Source organism: Flavobacterium sediminilitoris, assembly GCF_023008245.1.
Lineage (GTDB): Bacteria > Bacteroidota > Bacteroidia > Flavobacteriales > Flavobacteriaceae > Flavobacterium > Flavobacterium sediminilitoris.
This window is the reverse complement of sequence record NZ_CP090145.1, coordinates 43843-62481: the sequence shown is the minus strand read 5'-3', so window position 1 is coordinate 62481 and position 18639 is coordinate 43843. Positions and strand designations below refer to the sequence as shown.

Annotated in this window: 15 protein-coding genes; 13 read left to right on the top strand and 2 right to left on the bottom strand. The window is 29.4% G+C overall.

All coding sequences use genetic code 11. The features are described 5' to 3' along the window. Window positions 1-106 precede the first annotated feature (106 nt). The 3 genes from LXD69_RS00270 to LXD69_RS00260 all read left to right on the top strand — a co-directional run bounded on the left by LXD69_RS00270 (window position 107) and on the right by LXD69_RS00260 (window position 2331). Complete coding sequence (locus tag LXD69_RS00270; protein ID WP_045972586.1) at window positions 107-586, top strand: lipocalin family protein; 480 nt, start codon at window positions 107-109, stop codon at window positions 584-586. 11 nt (window positions 587-597) lie between these two features. Next, window positions 598-1293, top strand: a complete 696-nt coding sequence (locus LXD69_RS00265) for an OmpA family protein (protein ID WP_045972584.1) — start codon at window positions 598-600, stop codon at window positions 1291-1293. A 105-nt stretch (window positions 1294-1398) separates the two neighbouring features. Then, on the top strand, window positions 1399-2331 hold the full coding sequence (locus LXD69_RS00260) for an ABC transporter ATP-binding protein (protein WP_246916550.1): 933 nt from the start codon (window positions 1399-1401) through the stop codon (window positions 2329-2331). Window positions 2332-2356: 25 nt separating this feature from the next. Here LXD69_RS00260 and LXD69_RS00255 read toward each other — a convergent pair whose 3' ends face one another. Then, a complete protein-coding gene (locus LXD69_RS00255) occupies window positions 2357-4768 on the bottom strand; it encodes an alpha/beta hydrolase family protein (RefSeq protein WP_246916548.1) in 2412 nt (803 codons plus the stop codon). A 185-nt stretch (window positions 4769-4953) separates the two neighbouring features. On the opposite strand from LXD69_RS00255, the gene LXD69_RS00250 reads away from it, so the two are divergent. Both LXD69_RS00250 and LXD69_RS00245 read left to right on the top strand, forming a co-directional pair. Then, window positions 4954-5961 (top strand): 3-oxoacyl-ACP synthase III family protein, encoded by a 1008-nt coding sequence (locus LXD69_RS00250; protein WP_246916547.1) that lies wholly within the window; start codon window positions 4954-4956, stop codon window positions 5959-5961. Between the two features lie 93 nt (window positions 5962-6054). Beyond that, window positions 6055-6489, top strand: coding sequence for a DUF4348 domain-containing protein (locus tag LXD69_RS00245; RefSeq protein ID WP_161794170.1), 435 nt, complete (start codon window positions 6055-6057; stop codon window positions 6487-6489). A 41-nt stretch (window positions 6490-6530) separates the two neighbouring features. On the opposite strand, the gene LXD69_RS00240 is transcribed toward LXD69_RS00245, so the two are convergent. Next, window positions 6531-8885 (bottom strand): outer membrane beta-barrel family protein, encoded by a 2355-nt coding sequence (locus LXD69_RS00240; RefSeq protein ID WP_246916545.1) that lies wholly within the window; start codon window positions 8883-8885, stop codon window positions 6531-6533. Window positions 8886-9069: 184 nt separating this feature from the next. Here LXD69_RS00240 and argS point away from each other — a divergent pair, with 184 nt between their 5' ends. From argS to LXD69_RS00205, 8 genes are all read left to right on the top strand, one after another. Further along, window positions 9070-10854 (top strand): arginine--tRNA ligase, encoded by a 1785-nt coding sequence (gene argS / locus LXD69_RS00235; protein WP_246916543.1) that lies wholly within the window; start codon window positions 9070-9072, stop codon window positions 10852-10854. Window positions 10855-10948: 94 nt separating this feature from the next. Continuing rightward, window positions 10949-12346 carry an SGNH/GDSL hydrolase family protein gene (locus LXD69_RS00230; RefSeq protein WP_246916541.1) on the top strand — a complete coding sequence of 466 codons (1398 nt, stop codon included), beginning with the start codon at window positions 10949-10951 and terminating at the stop codon, window positions 12344-12346. After that, window positions 12336-13766 carry a GDSL-type esterase/lipase family protein gene (locus LXD69_RS00225; RefSeq protein WP_246916539.1) on the top strand — a complete coding sequence of 477 codons (1431 nt, stop codon included), beginning with the start codon at window positions 12336-12338 and terminating at the stop codon, window positions 13764-13766. The genes LXD69_RS00230 and LXD69_RS00225 overlap by 11 nt, the downstream gene beginning before the upstream one ends. A 1-nt stretch (window position 13767) precedes the next feature. Then, window positions 13768-15282: an MBOAT family O-acyltransferase gene (locus tag LXD69_RS00220; RefSeq protein WP_246916537.1), complete on the top strand. Its 1515-nt coding sequence runs from the start codon at window positions 13768-13770 to the stop codon at window positions 15280-15282. A 716-nt stretch (window positions 15283-15998) separates the two neighbouring features. Further along, window positions 15999-16826, top strand: a complete 828-nt coding sequence (locus tag LXD69_RS00215) for a hypothetical protein (protein WP_052705408.1) — start codon at window positions 15999-16001, stop codon at window positions 16824-16826. Window positions 16827-17021: 195 nt separating this feature from the next. After that, window positions 17022-17564 carry a hypothetical protein gene (locus LXD69_RS00210; protein WP_246916535.1) on the top strand — a complete coding sequence of 181 codons (543 nt, stop codon included), beginning with the start codon at window positions 17022-17024 and terminating at the stop codon, window positions 17562-17564. Window positions 17565-17803: 239 nt separating this feature from the next. Further along, window positions 17804-17983: a DUF6597 domain-containing transcriptional factor gene (locus tag LXD69_RS18065; RefSeq protein WP_394799757.1), complete on the top strand. Its 180-nt coding sequence runs from the start codon at window positions 17804-17806 to the stop codon at window positions 17981-17983. A gap of 370 nt (window positions 17984-18353) precedes the next feature. Continuing rightward, window positions 18354-18557, top strand: coding sequence for a hypothetical protein (locus LXD69_RS00205; RefSeq protein WP_246916533.1), 204 nt, complete (start codon window positions 18354-18356; stop codon window positions 18555-18557). Window positions 18558-18639: the final 82 nt, after the last annotated feature.

Below are 18639 nucleotides of genomic sequence, written 5' to 3'. Positions count from 1 at the left end.
AAATTGACGTTTTTTATTCACCTTTAAATTATATAAAAGATTCACAATATTATGAAATAAAGTAATTGCAAAATCCAGTAACTTTGTAAAATAAAATAAAAACGATATGAAAAAAAGTATAATCTTATTATTTCTAAGCTTCGTAATTTTTGGTTGTAAATCAAAATCAGTTCCAGTCACGGGAACAAAACTAGACATGAAAAAAGAAGTAGCATTAAAAGGAAATTGGGTAATAACATCTGTTACATATCCAAGCTCAGAATACATTAAAGTAACTTCGTTTAATATTGAAGATTCTCAGTGTTTTGTTGGAAGCGAATGGAATTTTATTTCTAATAATAATAAAGGAGAAATGAAATTGACAAAAAATGGATGTAGTGGATATAGTAGTCCAATTACATGGTATATAAATAAAGAAGGAAAACTTGTCATGAAATTTTTAGAAGGCGCAAAAGCTAAAAATGTGAACCAAGGATATGTGTTAACAGTAAACAATATAACAGAAACATCTTTCGAATTGGTAGATTATGTTAATGTTGGAGGAAATAGCACAAAAGTAGTGTATCAATTTGTAAGAAATAATTAAGACTTAATAATATGAAAAAGATAATTTCAGGTTTAATGGTTATGTCCTTTTTTCTAATGATAACCTTAAGTAGTTGTAAAGCAGTAAAAAATACTAATAAAACACAAAGAGGAGCAGCTATCGGAGCTGTTGGAGGAGCATTAATTGGAGGAATTTTAGGAAATAATATAGGCAAAGGTGGTAATGGAGCATTAGGAGCAGTTATCGGTGGAGTTGTTGGTGGAGTTGCTGGTGGAGCCATTGGAAATAAAATGGATAAACAAGCAAGGCAGATTGAAGAAGCATTGCCAGGTGCTGAAGTAGAAAGAGTAGGAGAAGGAATTCACTTAGTTTTAGGTGAAAACTCAGTTAATTTTGAGTTTAGTAAAGCAACTTTAACAGCTAAAGCTAAACAAAATTTAGATAAGCTAGTTCCAGTATTTAACGATTATCCAGATACAGATATTAAAATATATGGATATACTGATAGCAAAGGAGCAGATGAGTTTAATTTAAATTTATCAAATCAAAGAGCAGCAGCAGTAAAGTCATATTTAGTAGGAAAAGGGCTTGTATCAGGTCGCTTTGTTACAGTTGGAATGGGAGAAGCAGATCCAATAGCTGATAATGAAACAGATGCAGGAAGAAGTAAAAACAGACGCGTTGAATTTGCAATTGTAGCAAATGAAAAAATGATTGAAGACGCTCAAAAAGAAGCAGGAAAATAAAAATGTATTTTCTGTATAGAAAAAGGCTGTATAGTATACAGTCTTTTTTTTAACGTTTAATAACCAAATAGTATCTATTTGGTTTAATTTTTTTAATCTAGAATAATGCTTATAGTTTCTAATATAAATTTCTCATACGATAAAACAATTACGGTAAAAGAAATAAATTTCACTTTGAATAAAGGTGAAAATTTAGCGTTAATAGGAGAGAGTGGTTGTGGAAAAAGTACACTTTTAAAGCTAATATATGGATTGTATGATTTAGATAAAGGAGAAATTCAATGGAATAATAATCAAGTTTTAGGACCAAAACACCATCTTGTTCCAGGAATGCCGTATATGAAATACTTGGCACAAGATTTTGATTTAATGCCTTATATAACGGTTACTGAAAATGTAGGGAAATATTTGTCTAACTTTTTTCCAGAAGAAAAAAAACAGAGAATACAAGAACTATTAGAAGTTGTTGAAATGACAGAATTTGCAAATGTGAAAGCTAATTTTCTAAGTGGTGGACAAATGCAACGTGTAGCAATAGCAAAAGTTTTAGCAAAAGAACCAGAACTTTTATTGCTAGATGAACCCTTTAGTCATATAGACAATTTTAGAAAAAATAGTTTAAGAAGAAGAATGTTTAGGTATTTAAAGGCAAAAAATATTACATGTATCGTTGCAACACATGACGTTCAGGATGTATTATCATTTAGTGATGAGGTAATAGTAATGAAAAATGGTCAAATTCTAGAAAAAGGAAAAACAAATTCAATATACAATAATCCAAATTCTTTTTATGTTGCTTCTTTATTTGGAGAAGTCAATCAGATTCAAATAGAAAATAAAGTGCATTTTTTGTATCCTTATCAATTAGAAGTTGTCTTTGATAACGAAGATTTTAAAGTTGAAGTTAGACAGTCTTATTTTAGAGGAAGTCACTATTTAATAGAAGCCAGCTTTAATAATCAAATTATCTTTTTTGAAAGTAAGCATGCTATACAATCACGAAATAAGGTTGGTATAAAAATAAAGAAAGACCTGTAATAACAGGTCTTTCTTATATAAAAAATTAGTTCTTTAAATGTTTTTCCAAGAATTGATCTTGTTCCCATAATAGATGAAGAATGTTTTCTTCTGCTACATAACCATGACTTTCTTTTGGTAAAAGTACCATTCTTACAGGAGCACCTAATCCTTTTAAAGCTTGGAAATAGCGTTCTGTTTGTAATGTAAATGTACCAGGGTTATTATCAGCTTCTCCATGAACTAATAATAATGGCGTTTTCATTTTTGAAGCATTCATAAATGGAGACATTGTATTATAAATTTCAGGAACATCCCAATAATTTCTTTGTTCACTTTGGAATCCAAAAGGAGTTAAAGTTCTATTGTAAGCACCACTTCTTGCAATTCCACAAGCAAATAAATTAGAATGTGTTAGTAAATTAGCAGTCATAAACGCTCCATAAGAGTGACCACCTACACCAACTTTACTTCTATTAATATAGCCTAAATTATCAACAGCATCAATTGCTGCTTTAGCATTATCAACTAATTGAGGAATAAAAGTATCATTTGGTTCCGTAGTACCTTCACCAATAATAGGGAATGAAGCATCATCTAAAACAGCATAACCTCTTGTAACCCAATAAACGAATGAACCATAATAAGGGAAAGTAAATTCATTTGGGTTTTGAGTAGTTTGGCCAGCACTATTTTTGTCTTTGAATTCTCTAGGATATGCCCAAATTAATAAAGGTAATTTTTTATCTTTTTTCACTCTATCATAACCAACAGGTAAATATAAAGTTCCAGACAAAGTAACACCATCACTTCTTTTATAGGTAATTACTTCTTTGTAAACATTGTTTAAATTTTCAAATGGATTTTCAAATGAAGTTATTGCAGTTAATTTTTTAGTTTTTAAATTTCTAAAATAATAGTTAGGATATTCATTTTTAGATTGAATCATAACTAAAACCTCTCCTTTTTTCAAGTCTTCGATAGACAATAAATCTTCTTTTTTATTTTCTAATTTAGACTCATATAAACGTTTTGTTTTTAAAGTTTTAATGTCTAATTCATCAATGAAAGGAAATTGACCTTCTTTTGTAAAACCATCACCTAATAAGTACATTTTACCCTTTTCAATAGCTAAAACATAACTTCCTAAGTCGTTTTTCTTCATTTCAAAATTCCCTGGATCATTATATTGATCTTGATAGTTTCTATCCCAAATTATTTTAGGATTAGCGCCTTCTACTGATGGATCTATTAGATACGTTTTCATGTTTCGAGTATCATACCATCTGTCCATTAAAATGGCAGTTGTTGCATTTCCCCAACGAATACCAGCAAAACGTTGTTTTGTTTTTACTAATGATTTTGGTGATGAATTAAAAGGTGCTTCCCATAAAAAAACTTCATCTCTAAACGGAACTTCATTTGCTTGATCTCCACCATCTAACGCTTCTACAAAATATAATGTAGCAGGTGCATCATTTCTCCAAGACATATTTCTTTTACCAGTTCTTGTAGACATAAACCCTTTTGGCATTATCTCGTTTAATGGAACCTCATTGACTTTTTTAACCTCTTTTCCAGTAGCATCATATATAATAGTTGATTGTGGAAAACGATTTAATGGCACAATATATGAAAACGGTTTTTCAAGAGTTGTAATCATAACATAATTACCATCTGGAGAAAAAGTTTCGCCTGCATATATAGCAGCTTCTTTGAATATTTTTTTACTTCCGCTTAGGGTAACAGTATAAAGCTCTGACGTTACTAAAGATTCAAAATTAGCTTCATCAGTTTTGTTTTTTAATAGATCTTGATAGGTTCTATTTTGAGAAACTTTTCCTTCGCTTTCAGAAACAGTTGGTCCAGTAGGAATGTCTTTTTTATCATCAATTAATGGAGCTCTTTTGCTAGGTAATGTTTTAATCAATAATGACTGACTATCTTTAAACCAGCTAACAGGATTGCCTAAATTTGCATTTAAGTTATCATCAGTTAATTTAGTAGCTTTTGCAGTTGCTAACTCTAAATACCATAACTCAACACCAGATTTTGTAGTATTTGTAAATGAAATATACTGTTCATTTGGAGACCATGAAATATTACTTATTTTAGGGTTTTTGGGTAATCCAGCAACTTGAATCTCATTTTTAGCGTTAATTTTTCTAACCTTTAAGTTATTTAAATACGTTACAGTACTAGAAATATTAGTGATAGGATTAATACGTAAACCACCTAAACGCATTTCTTCCTGATTTAAATCATCAAGGTTTTTGTAAGTATTTCTATAGCTTAAGAGCATGTATTCCTTTTTGGTATCCATAGAAACACTAGGAGCTCTTTCATAATCAGCTAAATCTAAAATTTCTTTAGGAGGTTTTTGGTAATCTAAATTTTCCTGAGCATGTAAACCAATACTCAAAAAAAATAATGCCAGACAAGTAAAAATTTTTTTCATTTTTGGACGTAATAAATTATTTGGTTACCAAAAATATAGAATTAATAAATTTAAATTCTGTAAATTTTGTTAAAATGTAATCTAAAAATGTTTAATTTTGAGAGTAATGAAAATAAAAGACATTGTAGAGGAACAAAATTGATAAATTATTAAATTTGCCTCCCTTAAAATATAAATAAGAAAAAATGTATCATTCAAAAATAAAAGGATTAGGATATTATGTTCCAGAGAATGTAGTTACAAATGAAGACTTGTCTAAAGTAATGGAAACTAATGATGAATGGATTCAGGAACGAACAGGAATTCAAGAAAGAAGACATGTTATTCGTGGAGAAGATACCACAACTTCAATGGGTGTTAAAGCCGCAAAAGTTGCAATTGAACGTGCAGGAATAGCAAAAGAAGATATTGATTTCGTTATTTTTGCTACTTTGAGTCCAGATTATTATTTCCCAGGACCAGGGGTTTTAGTACAACGCGATTTAGGATTAAAAACTGTAGGAGCACTAGATGTTCGAAATCAATGCTCAGGATTTGTTTATGCTATTTCAATTGCAGATCAATATATTAAAACAGGAATGTATAAAAATGTTTTAGTTATTGGATCTGAATTACATTCTACAGGATTAGATATGACAACTCGTGGAAGAGGGGTTTCTGTAATTTTTGGAGACGGAGCAGGAGCCGCTATTTTAAGTAGAGAAGAAGATTTATCAAAAGGAATCTTGTCAACACATTTACATTCTGAAGGGCAACACGCAGAAGAACTATCATTAATTGCACCAGGAATGGGGAAACGTTGGGTTACTGATATTATTGCAGATAATGATCCAAATGACGAAAGCTATTACCCTTATATGAATGGACAATTTGTATTTAAAAACGCAGTAGTTCGTTTTAGTGAGGTTATAAATGAAGGTTTACAAGCTAATAATTTACAGATTTCAGATATTAATATGCTAGTTCCTCATCAGGCTAATTTAAGAATCTCTCAGTTTATTCAACAAAAGTTTAAATTGAATGACGATCAAGTATATAATAATATTCAAAAATATGGAAATACAACTGCTGCTTCCATTCCTATTGCTTTAACTGAAGCTTGGGAAAAAGGAAAAATAAAAGAAGGAGATTTAGTAGTTTTAGCTGCTTTTGGTAGTGGATTTACTTGGGGAAGTGTTATTATTCGTTGGTAATATATGATAAATAAAAATAAAAACGGAACTGTTTTGTCAAATGCGATAAAGCAGTTTCTTTTTGGAGTAAGTTGTTGTCTTTGTTTTTTTTCAATGAGCTGCAAGAACGAGAATCAAAAAGAAGAAATAGAGGTAATTGAAGTAGAGAAAGATACTATTGAAGTAGTAAATACTAAACAAGTTGAAGAAGTTGAAAAAGTAGAAGAAGATTTTTTACACTTCTTAGAAAAATTTAGTAAGAATCATTTGTTTCAAGAAGAAAGAGTCAATTTTCCAATAACAATTCAATATTTAGATACAAATGGAGATTTTGAATTAGTTGAATTAGAAATTAAAAAAGAAGATTATTCTTATTTGAATTTCATGAAACCTGCTGAATATTTAGATTATAAACAGAATTTCGTAATTAATGATAATGAAGCAATCGTTGAAAATAGAGGAATTGGAAACGGAATAATGATTGATTATATCTTTAAAAAGGAAAATGGAATATGGAAACTAAAAACATGGATAGATCAATCAACATAAAAGAAAAGAGCGATTCAATATTTTGAATCGCTCTTTTGTTATTATAAAATTCCACCATTTTTTTGAGTTTCATTATTATCACGTGCTTTGCGTTGTAGTGCTTTGTTTTTTCCACCTCCAAAACGATAGTTGAAACCTAAATAAACCGTTTGACTTTCCCAATGAAAAGCACCAACTTGCTTATATGGTAAATCACCATCAAAACTAAACTTCATAGCCTTAAACATATCACTAAAACGAGCGCTAAACGTTCCTTTACCTTTTAATACAGTATAACTCGCTCCTACATCGGTTCTCCACATTGGTTTTCTTACAAATTGTAAGTTGATATCTTTTCCTCTATACATTCCAAAAAGTTGAAAACGCAAATCTTTTGTTGCTTTAAAACTATTGTTCACTCTAGCATTAAAAATAGTAGTATTAGCCTCTACAAAATCAGTAGCAACAACTCCTCTTATTTTCTTAAAATATGCATCAACTCCAAAATTAGCACTCCACCATTTTGTGAAATTTAAATTTCCTGAAACCTCTAAACCATAAGCATCATTATCCTTGAAATTATCATACGTTAATATGTTTTTGTTTGGATCAGTAGGATGCTCATAAATATACCTGTTAATTTCATCATATATTTTTCTGTAAAAAACACCAGAAGTAATTGAGCCAATTTTTGTTCTCTTTGTATAGTTCAATTCAAAAGAATTTGTAAACTGTGGATCTAAATCAGGATTCCCTTTTGAATCTATTGTAGGGGTTGTCCATTCTCTAATTGGACTTATTTGTTGAATACTTGCTCTGTCAACTCTTCTAGATACGCTAAAATTAAATGAGTTTTTATCATTTGGATTATAACTCACAAACCCTGATGGATAAATAGTAGTAAAACTATCTGAAAATTTTGAATTATTTCCATTTGCTTGTTTAAAATCGGCTTCAGCTTCAAATTTCTCTAATCTAACGCCAGCTTGTGCACTCCATTTTTCCCATTGTTTTCCATAAGTAGTATAAGCAGAATAAATACGTCTTTCATAATTAAAACTAGAATCATAATTATGATCAATTGCTAACAAATTATCAGTTCCTTCTAATCTTGTCTCTAATCCTACTTCAAGTTTTGTAGATTCGCTTAAAGGATTCACATAATCTATATTGATAATAAGATTGTCGTTTGTATTATCAACAGTGTTTAAAGAATAATCAGGAATTAAAGGATAATCATAAGAGGTTTTTTCTGGACTCTTGTTTTTATTATAATTTACTTCAAGTTCTATATTTTCTCCTTCTTTTTTAAAGTTGTGTTTATAATCAAAATTGTAAGCTTGTGAATTACTTTCATTGTTAGAATTGAAAAGTTGTAAAATATCAGCCGTAGCCATATTATCATAATCTACAGCCGTTTTTCCTGTTCCATTTCCATCAAAAAGATTTTGTGTAGTATAAAATGATATTGTATTGCTGTCATTGATAAAATAATCCATTCCTACTTTGAACAAGTGCGAAGTATTTTTGTTCTTGAATTGAAAATTTTGATTATTCTCATTATTAGTTTCAAAGCTATTAATGTATCCATCATTCGCATTTTTTCCATGATTAAAACCATAATTACCATAGAAATTTACTTTTCCGGTCTTATAATTTAAATCTAAAGAAGAATTTACTTTTGGTGTTTTTCCAAAGGTAACTCCATAGTTTACAGAACCATTAAAACCATCATTTGCATTTTTGTGCAATACAATATTGATAATTCCGCTCATTCCTTCAGGATTGTACTTTGCAGAAGGATTAGTAATCAATTCAATTTGTTTGATCGATGCAGAAGGAATTTGTTTTAATAATTGCTCAGGAGAAATGTTTGTAGGTTTTCCATCAATTAAAATTCTAACATTAGAATTTCCTCTCAAACTAATCTGATTGGTTTGTGGATCTACAGACACAGAAGGAATATTGTTCATGATTTCTCCAGCAGAAGCACCGGCACTTATCAAATCTTTACCTACATTGATTACCTTTCTGTCAATTTTTTGTTCCATTATAGAACGTTCTTTAACTAATTCCACACCTTCAAGTTGAGCTACATCTTCTACAATAGAAATAATACCAATATTTATTTTTTTATCATTAGTTAAGTCAATATCTTTAACGATAGTTTTGTAACCAATAAATTGAATTTCAACAGCATATTTTTTTGGTATAAGCTTCTCAATATTAAATTCTCCCGATTCAGAAGTAATGCCTCCTGTAATAATGTTTTCGTTTTCTTTAACAACAATAGTTACATAAGGAAGTGGTTCATTCGTTTTTTTGTCGACTACTTTTCCAGATATTGATCCAGAGTTTTGAGCAAATAAACTAATAACATTGCTCAAAAGAAGTACAAATACTAATTTTAATTTCATTTTAAAAACTGTTTAACGTTGATTGATTGATGATTTATTACAAGACATTTAATTTGTGTTTTTGTTACAAGGGTTTACTTTTTTGTGTTTTTTTTAACATTTTTACACCCTTTAAATTCTGAAATCTAAATTTTATTTCTAAATTCTAAATTATTACCTTTGCACCTTTAAAAATCAAAGAAAAATGACATTACAAGAAACACTAACAACACACATCCAGAAAGCCGTTCAATCCATATTCGATTTAACCATTGATAAAGTTGAATTTCAGTCTACTAGGAAAGATTTTGAAGGTGATATAACAATGGTTGTTTTTCCTTTGGTAAAAGCTTTAAAAGGTAACCCTGTTGAGATAGGAAATAAGATAGGAAATTACTTAGTTGAGAATGTAGAAGAAGTTGAAAAATTTAATGTAGTTGCAGGTTTTTTAAACATTGTAATTTCAGATGCTTTTTATGTAAACTTCTTCAATTCAATTAAAAATAATGATACGTTTGGTTTTGTAACACCAAAAGAAAGTGAAAAATCGGTAATGGTAGAATATTCTTCACCAAACACCAATAAACCTTTGCATTTAGGTCATATTCGTAATAATTTATTAGGATATTCAGTAGCCGAAATCATCAAAGCTTCAGGTAAAAAAGTATATAAAACCCAAATTATCAATGATAGAGGAATCCATATTTGTAAGTCAATGTTGGCTTGGCAAAAATATGGAGAAGGAAAAACTCCAGAATCTACGGGATTAAAAGGAGATAAATTTGTAGGGAATTTTTATGTTGAATTTGATAAGCAATATAAAACTGAAATAAAAGAATTAATAACTCAAGGAAAAACAGAAGAAGAAGCAAAAAAAGTAGCACCTTCAATTTTAGAAGCACAAGAAATGCTTCGTAAATGGGAAGCTGGTGATGAAGAAACAGTAATGCTTTGGAAAACAATGAACCAATGGGTATATGATGGTTTTGAACAAACTTATAAAAACTTAGGAGTTAGTTTTGATATTCCAAATTACTATGAAAGCAATACGTATCTTTTAGGAAAAGAAGTAGTACAACTAGGATTAGAAAAAGGAATTTTCGAAAAAGATCCAGATGGTTCTGTTTGGATTGATTTAACCGAAGACGGTTTAGACAGAAAGATTGTATTGCGTGCTGATGGAACTTCTGTGTATATGACACAAGATATTGGAACAGCTATACAACGTGTAAAAGATTATCCAGATGTAGGCGGAATGGTTTACACAGTTGGTAACGAACAAGATTATCACTTTAAAGTACTATTCTTAATCTTAAAAAAATTAGGATTTGATTGGGCTCAAAATTTATATCATTTAAGTTACGGAATGGTAGAATTACCTTCTGGAAAAATGAAATCACGTGAAGGAACAGTTGTAGATGCCGATGATTTAATGGAAGAAATGACAATAACTGCAAAAAAGATTTCAGAAGAATTGGGGAAATTAGACGGTTATACTAATGAAGAAAAAGCTTCTTTATATGAAATTATAGGTCTAGGCGCTTTAAAATACTATATGTTGAAAGTAGATCCTAAAAAGCAAATGCTATTTAATCCTGAAGAATCGGTAGATTTTAATGGAAATACAGGACCATTTATTCAATATACGTATGCTCGTATTCAGTCAATTTTAAGAAAATCTAATTTTGAATATGAACAAACAGTTCCAAGCACAATTGAGATACATGAAAAGGAAAAAGAATTAATAAAATTAGTGCAATTATTTCCAGATATTATTCAAAATGCAGCAGACAATCACAGTCCAGCACTAATAGCAAATTATACTTATGATTTGGTAAAAGAATTTAACTCGTTTTATCAAAACGTGCCTATTTTACCAGAACAAGATATGAATAAGAAAGTTTTTAGAGTACAATTATCTAAAACAGTAGGAAATACAATAAAGAACGCACTTCAATTACTGGGAATTCAAGTTCCAGAAAGAATGTAATTTTATACTAAACAAATTGAAATCAACGTCTTATTTTTTCAGGACATTTTTTGCTTTAATACTTGCTACGGCAGCCTTTCTTTTTTTTAAAGAAATGTTGCCAAAGAAGCTATTTCCAGAAAATAAAACAATTACAAAAAATGTTGTAGTTGATAGCTTACTATTAGATGCTATTTCTGAAGCTAATGATACAATAGCAAATACTAAAATCAAAGAAAATAAAAAAATACAACAGAAAAAGAAAGTTATTCTAAAAAAGAAAAACGGAGTTGCTTTCCCAACAGAAAAATATAATGATTTTAAAGGCAATCAATATTTAATCTCGTTTTATGAAAAATTATTTCAGTTAGAAAGCGAAAAGAAAGGAAATGTACGTATTGCTTATTACGGAGATTCTATGACCGATGGCGATATGATTGTTAAAGATTTTAGAACCTATCTTCAAGAAAAATTTGGTGGAAATGGAGTAGGTTTCGTTAGTATCACATCAGAATCAGCAAGTTCAAGAAGCTCATTAGTACATGAATTTTCATCTAATTGGAAATATCAATCCTATTTAAAAGGCAAAAAACCATCATATCCTTTTGGAGTAAACGGACATGTTTTTTATGCAAATGATACATTAAACGCACCTTGGGTTCGCTATAAAGCAAATAAAACACGTTTTGCAATGGAATTAAACAAACCAACCTTGTTTTATGGACAATCTGAAAACAAAGATGGAGAAGTGTTTTATATTTCAAACGGAGATACAATTACTAAAAAGTTATTACCCTCAAAAAGGTTAAATACAATGAAGTTGTCTGAAGGAAATATTTCATCTTTAAAAGTGTTTTTTAAAGACGCAGATAGCATTCCTATTTACGGATTTAATTTTGATGATGGAAAAGGAATTCATGTTGATAATTTTTCAAGTAGAGGAAACTCGGGATTACCATTGTCAATTTTTTCAAAAAACATGATGAATCAATTTCAAGAGCAATTAGGCTATGATTTGATTATTCTACATTATGGAACAAATGTTTTAAACTACGGTTCGTTAAATTATTCTTGGTATGAAAGAAAAATGGAACGAGTTGTTGCACATTTGAAAGAATGTTTTCCAGATGTAACAATACTAGTTGTATCAACAGCAGATAAATCCACAAAATATGGATTAGAAATGAAAACAGACTCAGCAGTAGTACCATTATCAACAGCGCAAAAACGCTATGCAATTGCTTCAGAATCAGGATTCGTTAATCTATATACTTTAATGGGTGGCGATGGAAGTATGGTGAAATGGGTTGAAGGAGAACCAGCAAAAGCAAATAAAGACTATACTCATTTTAATTTTAGAGGAGCAAATGAAGTAGCAAAATTGTTGTATAAACAAATTAATGAAGGATATACAACCTATAAAACATTGCGATTAAAAGGAAAAGTAATGCCAAAAGTAAAGATTAAGAAAGATAGTATTCATAAAATAAAAGACAGTTTAAATGCTCAATAAAGTTTCGTTATTTCTCCTTTTATTAGGGCAAACACTTTTTGCCCAAGTAATAGATTCAACCGATTTTGAAATAGATGAAGTTGTTATTGATACAATGGCTGTCGATTCTACAAATATTTCATTTTATAGAAACGAGATTGTAAATGCTGGTGTCATTAAAAACTTTTATGAAAAATTATTACAACTAGAACAAAAAAAGGATTGCAAACTAAGAATTGTACACATTGGAGATTCACACATTCAAGCTGATTTATTTTCAGGAAAAATGCGTAGCTTATTGCAAGAAAAATATGGAAATGGAGGATTAGGTTTCTCATTTCCTCATAATTTAGCCAAAACAAATGGGAGCTATGCTATTAAATACTCAGCAAATACTTCTTTTGAAAGCTATCGAAATATTTATCCCGACACAACACAACCTGTGGGATTAAGTGGAATAGCATTATATACTAAAAGTAATGATTTTGTTGTTCAAGTTTCGGTAAGAAATAAAGCATACAAATTCAATTCAGTAAAATTAGTAACACCAAACAATGAAAGAAGTTTCAATTTAGCAACAGCATCAAAAGATATTACTATTGAATCATCTACCCCAAAAACAATAACACATAAAATTAGATCAGGAGAAGCGCTTTCCATTATTGCAGATAAATACAAAGTTAGTGTTGCGGCAATAAAAAAAGCAAATGGATTACGTTCTAATACTATTCAGGCAGGAAAAACATTAAGAATTCCAACAAATGAAATGCAATTTAAGAATACCATTAAAACAGAATTCATTCCATTAACATTATTTGAAGATATTGCTTCCCAAAACTATTATAGTCAAGAACCTTTAGAATCTATTTTTCTGGTTCCAAACGAAAAGGCCTCATCACCTTTTGCATTAAACGGATTAGTTTTAGAAAATAATGATCCAGGAATAGTTTATAGTGCTATTGGTGTTAACGGAGCAAAAGCATCTGATTATAATAAATTCCCTATGTTTTATAATCAACTGAAAGCATTAGAAAGCGATTTAATTGTTATTTCATTAGGAACCAATGAAAGTTTTGATAAAAAAGAAACCGCAATTTATTTTGAGGAATTACAAGTAATGATTCAAAATATTAAAGCAAAAAATCCAGGAGTTGAAATTTTGTTAACGACTTCGCCACCTTCTTATTTTAAACGAAAATATCCTAATACAATTGTAGCAGATTATGCCAAGAAAGTGCTAGAAACAGCAGTTGAAAATAATATTGCAGTTTGGGATATGTTTCAAGCCTTAGGAGGATTATTTAGTGTAGATGAAAATTATAAAAAAGGACTAATGTCAAAAGACAAAGTACATTATTCAAAAGCAGGATATGAATTACAAGGAAAGCTATTTTTTGAAGCTTTAATGATGAATTACGAACAATTTAAAGCTGTAAAATAAAGTGAAAGCCTTATTTTTTATACAAACGTGGTTACAAAATATTATAGCAAATCTGAATACAGAAACAATTCAGAGCTGGTTTATTTTTAATCCTAAAGAACCATTATTGTTTAATAGTGGATTGTTTTTAGGATTCTTTTCAGTATTCTATTTTATTTATATATTAAGTAGAAAAACACATTATTTTAGAATTACTTATGTGGTTCTATTTTCATTATTTTTCTATTATAAATCTAGTGGAATATACTTTTGGTTGCTAATTTTCTCCTCAGTAGTAGACTATAGCTTATCACGATTAATTTATACAGAAACAGTTAAATTCTACAGGAAGTTTTATTTAATTTTAAGTTTGTTTATTAACCTAGGAATGTTAGTATATTTTAAATATACTCATTTTTTGGTAGCCAATTTTAATATGCTTTTTGAAGGCAATGTTACCTTTTCAGATATTATTTTACCAGTAGGAATATCATTTTATACTTTTCAAACTCTTAGTTATACAATAGACGTTTATCGAAAAGATTTAGAACCAACGAAAAGCTTTATGGATTTCTTGTTTTTCGTTTCTTTCTTTCCACAATTAGTAGCAGGACCAATTGTAAGAGCAAGCGATTTTATTCCTCAAATTTATCAAAAGTTAAACCTTACAAAAGAAGATTTTAATAAAGCCTTATACCTAATTATAGGTGGTTTGATAAAAAAAGCAGTAATTTCAGATTATATTTCATCAAACTTTGTTGATCGTGTTTTCGACGCTCCAAATTTTTATACAGCATTTGAAAACTTAATGGCTTCTTATGGCTATGCAATTCAAATTTATTGCGATTTTTCAGGATATTCCGATATGGCAATTGGTTTAGCTCTGTTAATGGGATTCACATTGCCACCAAACTTTAGAACCCCTTATAAATCCGCTTCAATTACAGAATTTTGGAGAAGATGGCATATATCATTATCGTCATGGTTACGTGATTATTTATATATTTCAATGGGAGGAAACCGTAAAGGTAAAATCCGAACCTATTTTAATTTATTTATGACTATGTTACTAGGTGGATTGTGGCATGGTGCAAATTGGAAGTTCGTTTTTTGGGGAGTTCTTCACGGATTAGCATTGGCATTTGAAAGATTCTTTGATTCAAGAATAAAATTACCTAAAAATGGAATTGTAAAAACAATTAAAATTTTGCTAACTTTTCATTTCGTAGTTTTTTGTTGGTTATTCTTTAGAGCAAAAGATTTTGAAACAGCTTTTCAAATAACCGAAAACATAGGAAAATTAACCTTTAATATTGAGCAATGGCAAACTATTATTTTAGGTTATAGTAATGTTTTTATTGTGTTAGCCTTTGGTTTTATATGGCATTTTTTACCAGAAAGAATTACAACGTTCAATGAAAAACTTTTTGGAAAATTACCATTTTGGATACAAGCCATTATATTAGGTTTTGTCTTTTGGATTGTTTTTGCAACAGCATCAGAAGGAGCACAACCTTTTATTTATTTTCAGTTTTAATACAACTTATTTGTAGCTTTTACTACAAAATAATAACTATGTATGTTATAATTTACGACACGCTTAAGTAACCCTGTTAAACGACCAATATAACGATTAGAAAACAAAAATAAGATTAAGAAATTACACCCGATTTTTACCAAATTATAATATTCGGGCAATTATCAGAATCGTTTGATGAAGTGAAAACTGATAAAAATGATTTTCCTTGCTTTATTTTAGATCAAGAAAAAAAATCATTTTCTTTTACAGTAAAATGAAATTACAATAGGCATTCGTGCGTTTTTATTTGATTTTAGTTTCGTTCGAGTTTTGTTAGGGTTTTGTTCGGGTTTTGTTCGGGGTTGTGGTACCCCTTTTTCGAAGCATGTTTGAACAAAACCATATTGAAACTAGAAGAACAGCAGAGAAAACAGTTTCGTTTTTAATAATGAGGAAAAAATACTGATAGGTGATGGTTTTAGATTTTCTGTGTTTCTCTTGTAAAATATCCATTATTGTAATCTACTATGCAACGAAAAATAGTGTACAGTGTAGTATGACGCCTCCTAAAATCTACAGCAAATTAAAAACCTTTTAATTATTAGTAGGGATTATTTTATATATTTGAGAATATAAAAACAGGATACTTATCATATCTATACAACCATTTTAGTACGTATATGTATGACAGAGTTATATATATGAACTAGTTACCAGTAATTTTATAAAAACCTATGCAGATATTCAACTCTCCAAGATTACGTGAAAGAAAAGAAGGTTTCGACATGCTAAACGAATTACTAAAGGATAAAGTGAAATGCTATATTATACATTATTCTTGCGAATCTTTTATCACAAATCATGGAAGAACTCCACGCGTTACGTCTATTTGCATGCGTAATTTAAAGACGGCTCAAACAAAATCATTTTCAATTCATTTACAAGCTCAACTAAATGGATTAGATTTTAATAATCTCACTGATACTGAATATGATTCTCTTGAAAAAGTTATGTTAAATGAATTTTCTGCGTTTGTTAGATCATATCCTGCACATAGATGGATTCATTGGAACATGAGGGATTCAAATTATGGTTTTGAAGCAATAAATAATCGAATACGAATATTAAATGGGCAAACTTTTGAAATTGCAGATGATTTTAAATACGATTTTCCAATAATTCTTGGACATATTTATACTTATGGTTATGAAAAAAACCAACCGAAAGGAAGATTTTTAAATCTTGCCGAAAGAAATTTTATCACTACTCAAAATGCAATGACAGGTGCTGATGAGGCTGCTGCTTTTGATAATAAGGAATATTTAAAATTGCACATGTCAACCTTGAAAAAAGTTGACATCCTTGCAAGTATAATTCACAGAGTTGAAAATGATGAACTTAAAGTAAATATAAAACGTAAATATATTTATGGATTAACTTTACCTGGCTGTATTGCATTAATAAAAGAAACTCCTTGGTTATTAATATTAGCTGGGATTATTGGTTATTTAATTGGTGCTGCACTGGAACCAGTTGTTCAAAATATCTGTGGAACAGCATAAACAAATTAAAAACGAGTGCTAACAGCCGTTTGTGGCAATTGCTTGGTCGGGAATTTGTTACATCAGTTTGCACAAAGTGCTCGAGTCTCTGAAAATTCCATGAAGAGTTTTGTACTTGTAATCTTTTGTCATAAATTTATGCAACTGCAACAAGCGGCAACACGTTAGCATTCATTCAAAAAATAATCATAAAATATGACAATTGATTTTGAATACATAATAGATAATATAAAATATCAAGAATTTCCTGAGCTTATAAACTCTGAAATAGAATTAATATTGGATAATTCAGACGAGATTAATAAAGCCATACAGAAATTTGTTTATGATAACCTAAAACTTGATTTATCATTTAATATTAGTATGGGGCAAATTGCTAAACTTGGACTGATAGATTTAACAATTAACTTAGAATCAAAATATGATTTTCCTACTTCAAATGGAATAGAAACCTTGAAAACCAACAAACTCATAGATGATGAAAATGATAATTTAGATTTTGAAGAAATACTTAAAGAACAAGTTCAAAATGATAAGACCTTTTTAAAATTATTTTTATCTGTGAAAGGCTTTACCAAAATAAATTGGTTTAGAGAAAACAAAAATGAATTCTATGAATATATCAAAACCGGAATTTATAAACCTAAACAAGAAAATCAAACCGCAATATTTGAATTAAAAGATATATGTTTGACTAATTGTGAAAGTATTTGGTTTGGAAAATATTTCTATGTTTAAAAAACAAAATGTTAACAAAAGCTATAAACAATAAAGGTTTAGTGTTTAACTTAAAGTTTAGTTTATATTTACTAAGTTCGTCAAAATATTTTGATTTGACTTTTGAACAAAAAAAGATAAAAGCAAGCAAAATGTTTTGCCTCGTGCTAAATTAAAAGTATCTGATTTTCTATTCCCGGACTGTTAATAGCGAAAGCGTTATATGGCAATCTAAATAAGCACAATCCGACAAATGAGCTATCATATTCCAACCAAATAGTGACTTAAATTCACTGATTATGTGTTATTCGATATTGGAAGTTCCTGTCGAATACAGCTCAGAAAAACAAAGGGTTGTTCATGACGGTTGTATGAAATTGATATTCATATTGGGCGATGATATAAAACGATATACTTCTGAAAACAAATTTATCATTTAGCCCAGATCAATAGTTGTGAGACAAATTACAGAGCTGTTTACTATTCAGCCTGTCGATTATGTCCACTGTTTTGCAACTCGTTTTTATCCTTATGGGGTTGGAGTTGCCAATTTCATAAAAACACCGCTTAAAAATTTAGAAAACAAAGAAACACTAATCGCTGAACTTTCGGATAAACCACAGCCAATGAGTTGGAGCAAAAAATCATTCACGCAACCGACACGCTTGGAAAGGTAAAGTAACAAATGGAGGAACTGCATATTTTGGAAATATTGTTGAATGCGAAAATGCATTAATAATTATTTTAAGCGATAATCAAATTATAACAATCCCTGGACCGATTACTCGTTGGAGAGTATATCCAAGGTCAATGAATTATGAAAATCATTTACACGTTATTTTTGATGAATCAATTGATATTTATTCATTTAACCAAGATTACTTTTTAGACCAAGACGATAAATCTATTGGAATTCAATTTCGGAATGAAAAATCAAAGAGAACACTAAGAGGAAGTTATTTTGAAGATACGGACGAAAGTTTATATGACGGAACTGATGATTTACCATTCTAAAAAAACAGATGGTAATAATGGTAGCTGTTGTATAACCTTTCTAAAAAACTAACTTTTTAAAATAATTTATAAAAAATCACCT

Bases quoted from the DNA above. Each gene is read 5' to 3' on its own strand.
- LXD69_RS00270 (WP_045972586.1), top strand. From the start codon at position 107: ATGAAAAAAAGTATAATCTTATTATTTCTAAGCTTCGTAATTTTTGGT.
- LXD69_RS00265 (WP_045972584.1), top strand. From the start codon at position 598: ATGAAAAAGATAATTTCAGGTTTAATGGTTATGTCCTTTTTTCTAATG.
- LXD69_RS00260 (WP_246916550.1), top strand. From the start codon at position 1,399: ATGCTTATAGTTTCTAATATAAATTTCTCATACGATAAAACAATTACG.
- LXD69_RS00255 (WP_246916548.1), bottom strand. From the start codon at position 4,768: ATGAAAAAAATTTTTACTTGTCTGGCATTATTTTTTTTGAGTATTGGT.
- LXD69_RS00250 (WP_246916547.1), top strand. From the start codon at position 4,954: ATGTATCATTCAAAAATAAAAGGATTAGGATATTATGTTCCAGAGAAT.
- LXD69_RS00245 (WP_161794170.1), top strand. From the start codon at position 6,055: ATGAGCTGCAAGAACGAGAATCAAAAAGAAGAAATAGAGGTAATTGAA.
- LXD69_RS00240 (WP_246916545.1), bottom strand. From the start codon at position 8,885: ATGAAATTAAAATTAGTATTTGTACTTCTTTTGAGCAATGTTATTAGT.
- argS (WP_246916543.1), top strand. From the start codon at position 9,070: ATGACATTACAAGAAACACTAACAACACACATCCAGAAAGCCGTTCAA.
- LXD69_RS00230 (WP_246916541.1), top strand. From the start codon at position 10,949: ATGTTGCCAAAGAAGCTATTTCCAGAAAATAAAACAATTACAAAAAAT.
- LXD69_RS00225 (WP_246916539.1), top strand. From the start codon at position 12,336: ATGCTCAATAAAGTTTCGTTATTTCTCCTTTTATTAGGGCAAACACTT.
- LXD69_RS00215 (WP_052705408.1), top strand. From the start codon at position 15,999: ATGCAGATATTCAACTCTCCAAGATTACGTGAAAGAAAAGAAGGTTTC.
- LXD69_RS00210 (WP_246916535.1), top strand. From the start codon at position 17,022: ATGACAATTGATTTTGAATACATAATAGATAATATAAAATATCAAGAA.
- LXD69_RS00205 (WP_246916533.1), top strand. From the start codon at position 18,354: ATGAATTATGAAAATCATTTACACGTTATTTTTGATGAATCAATTGAT.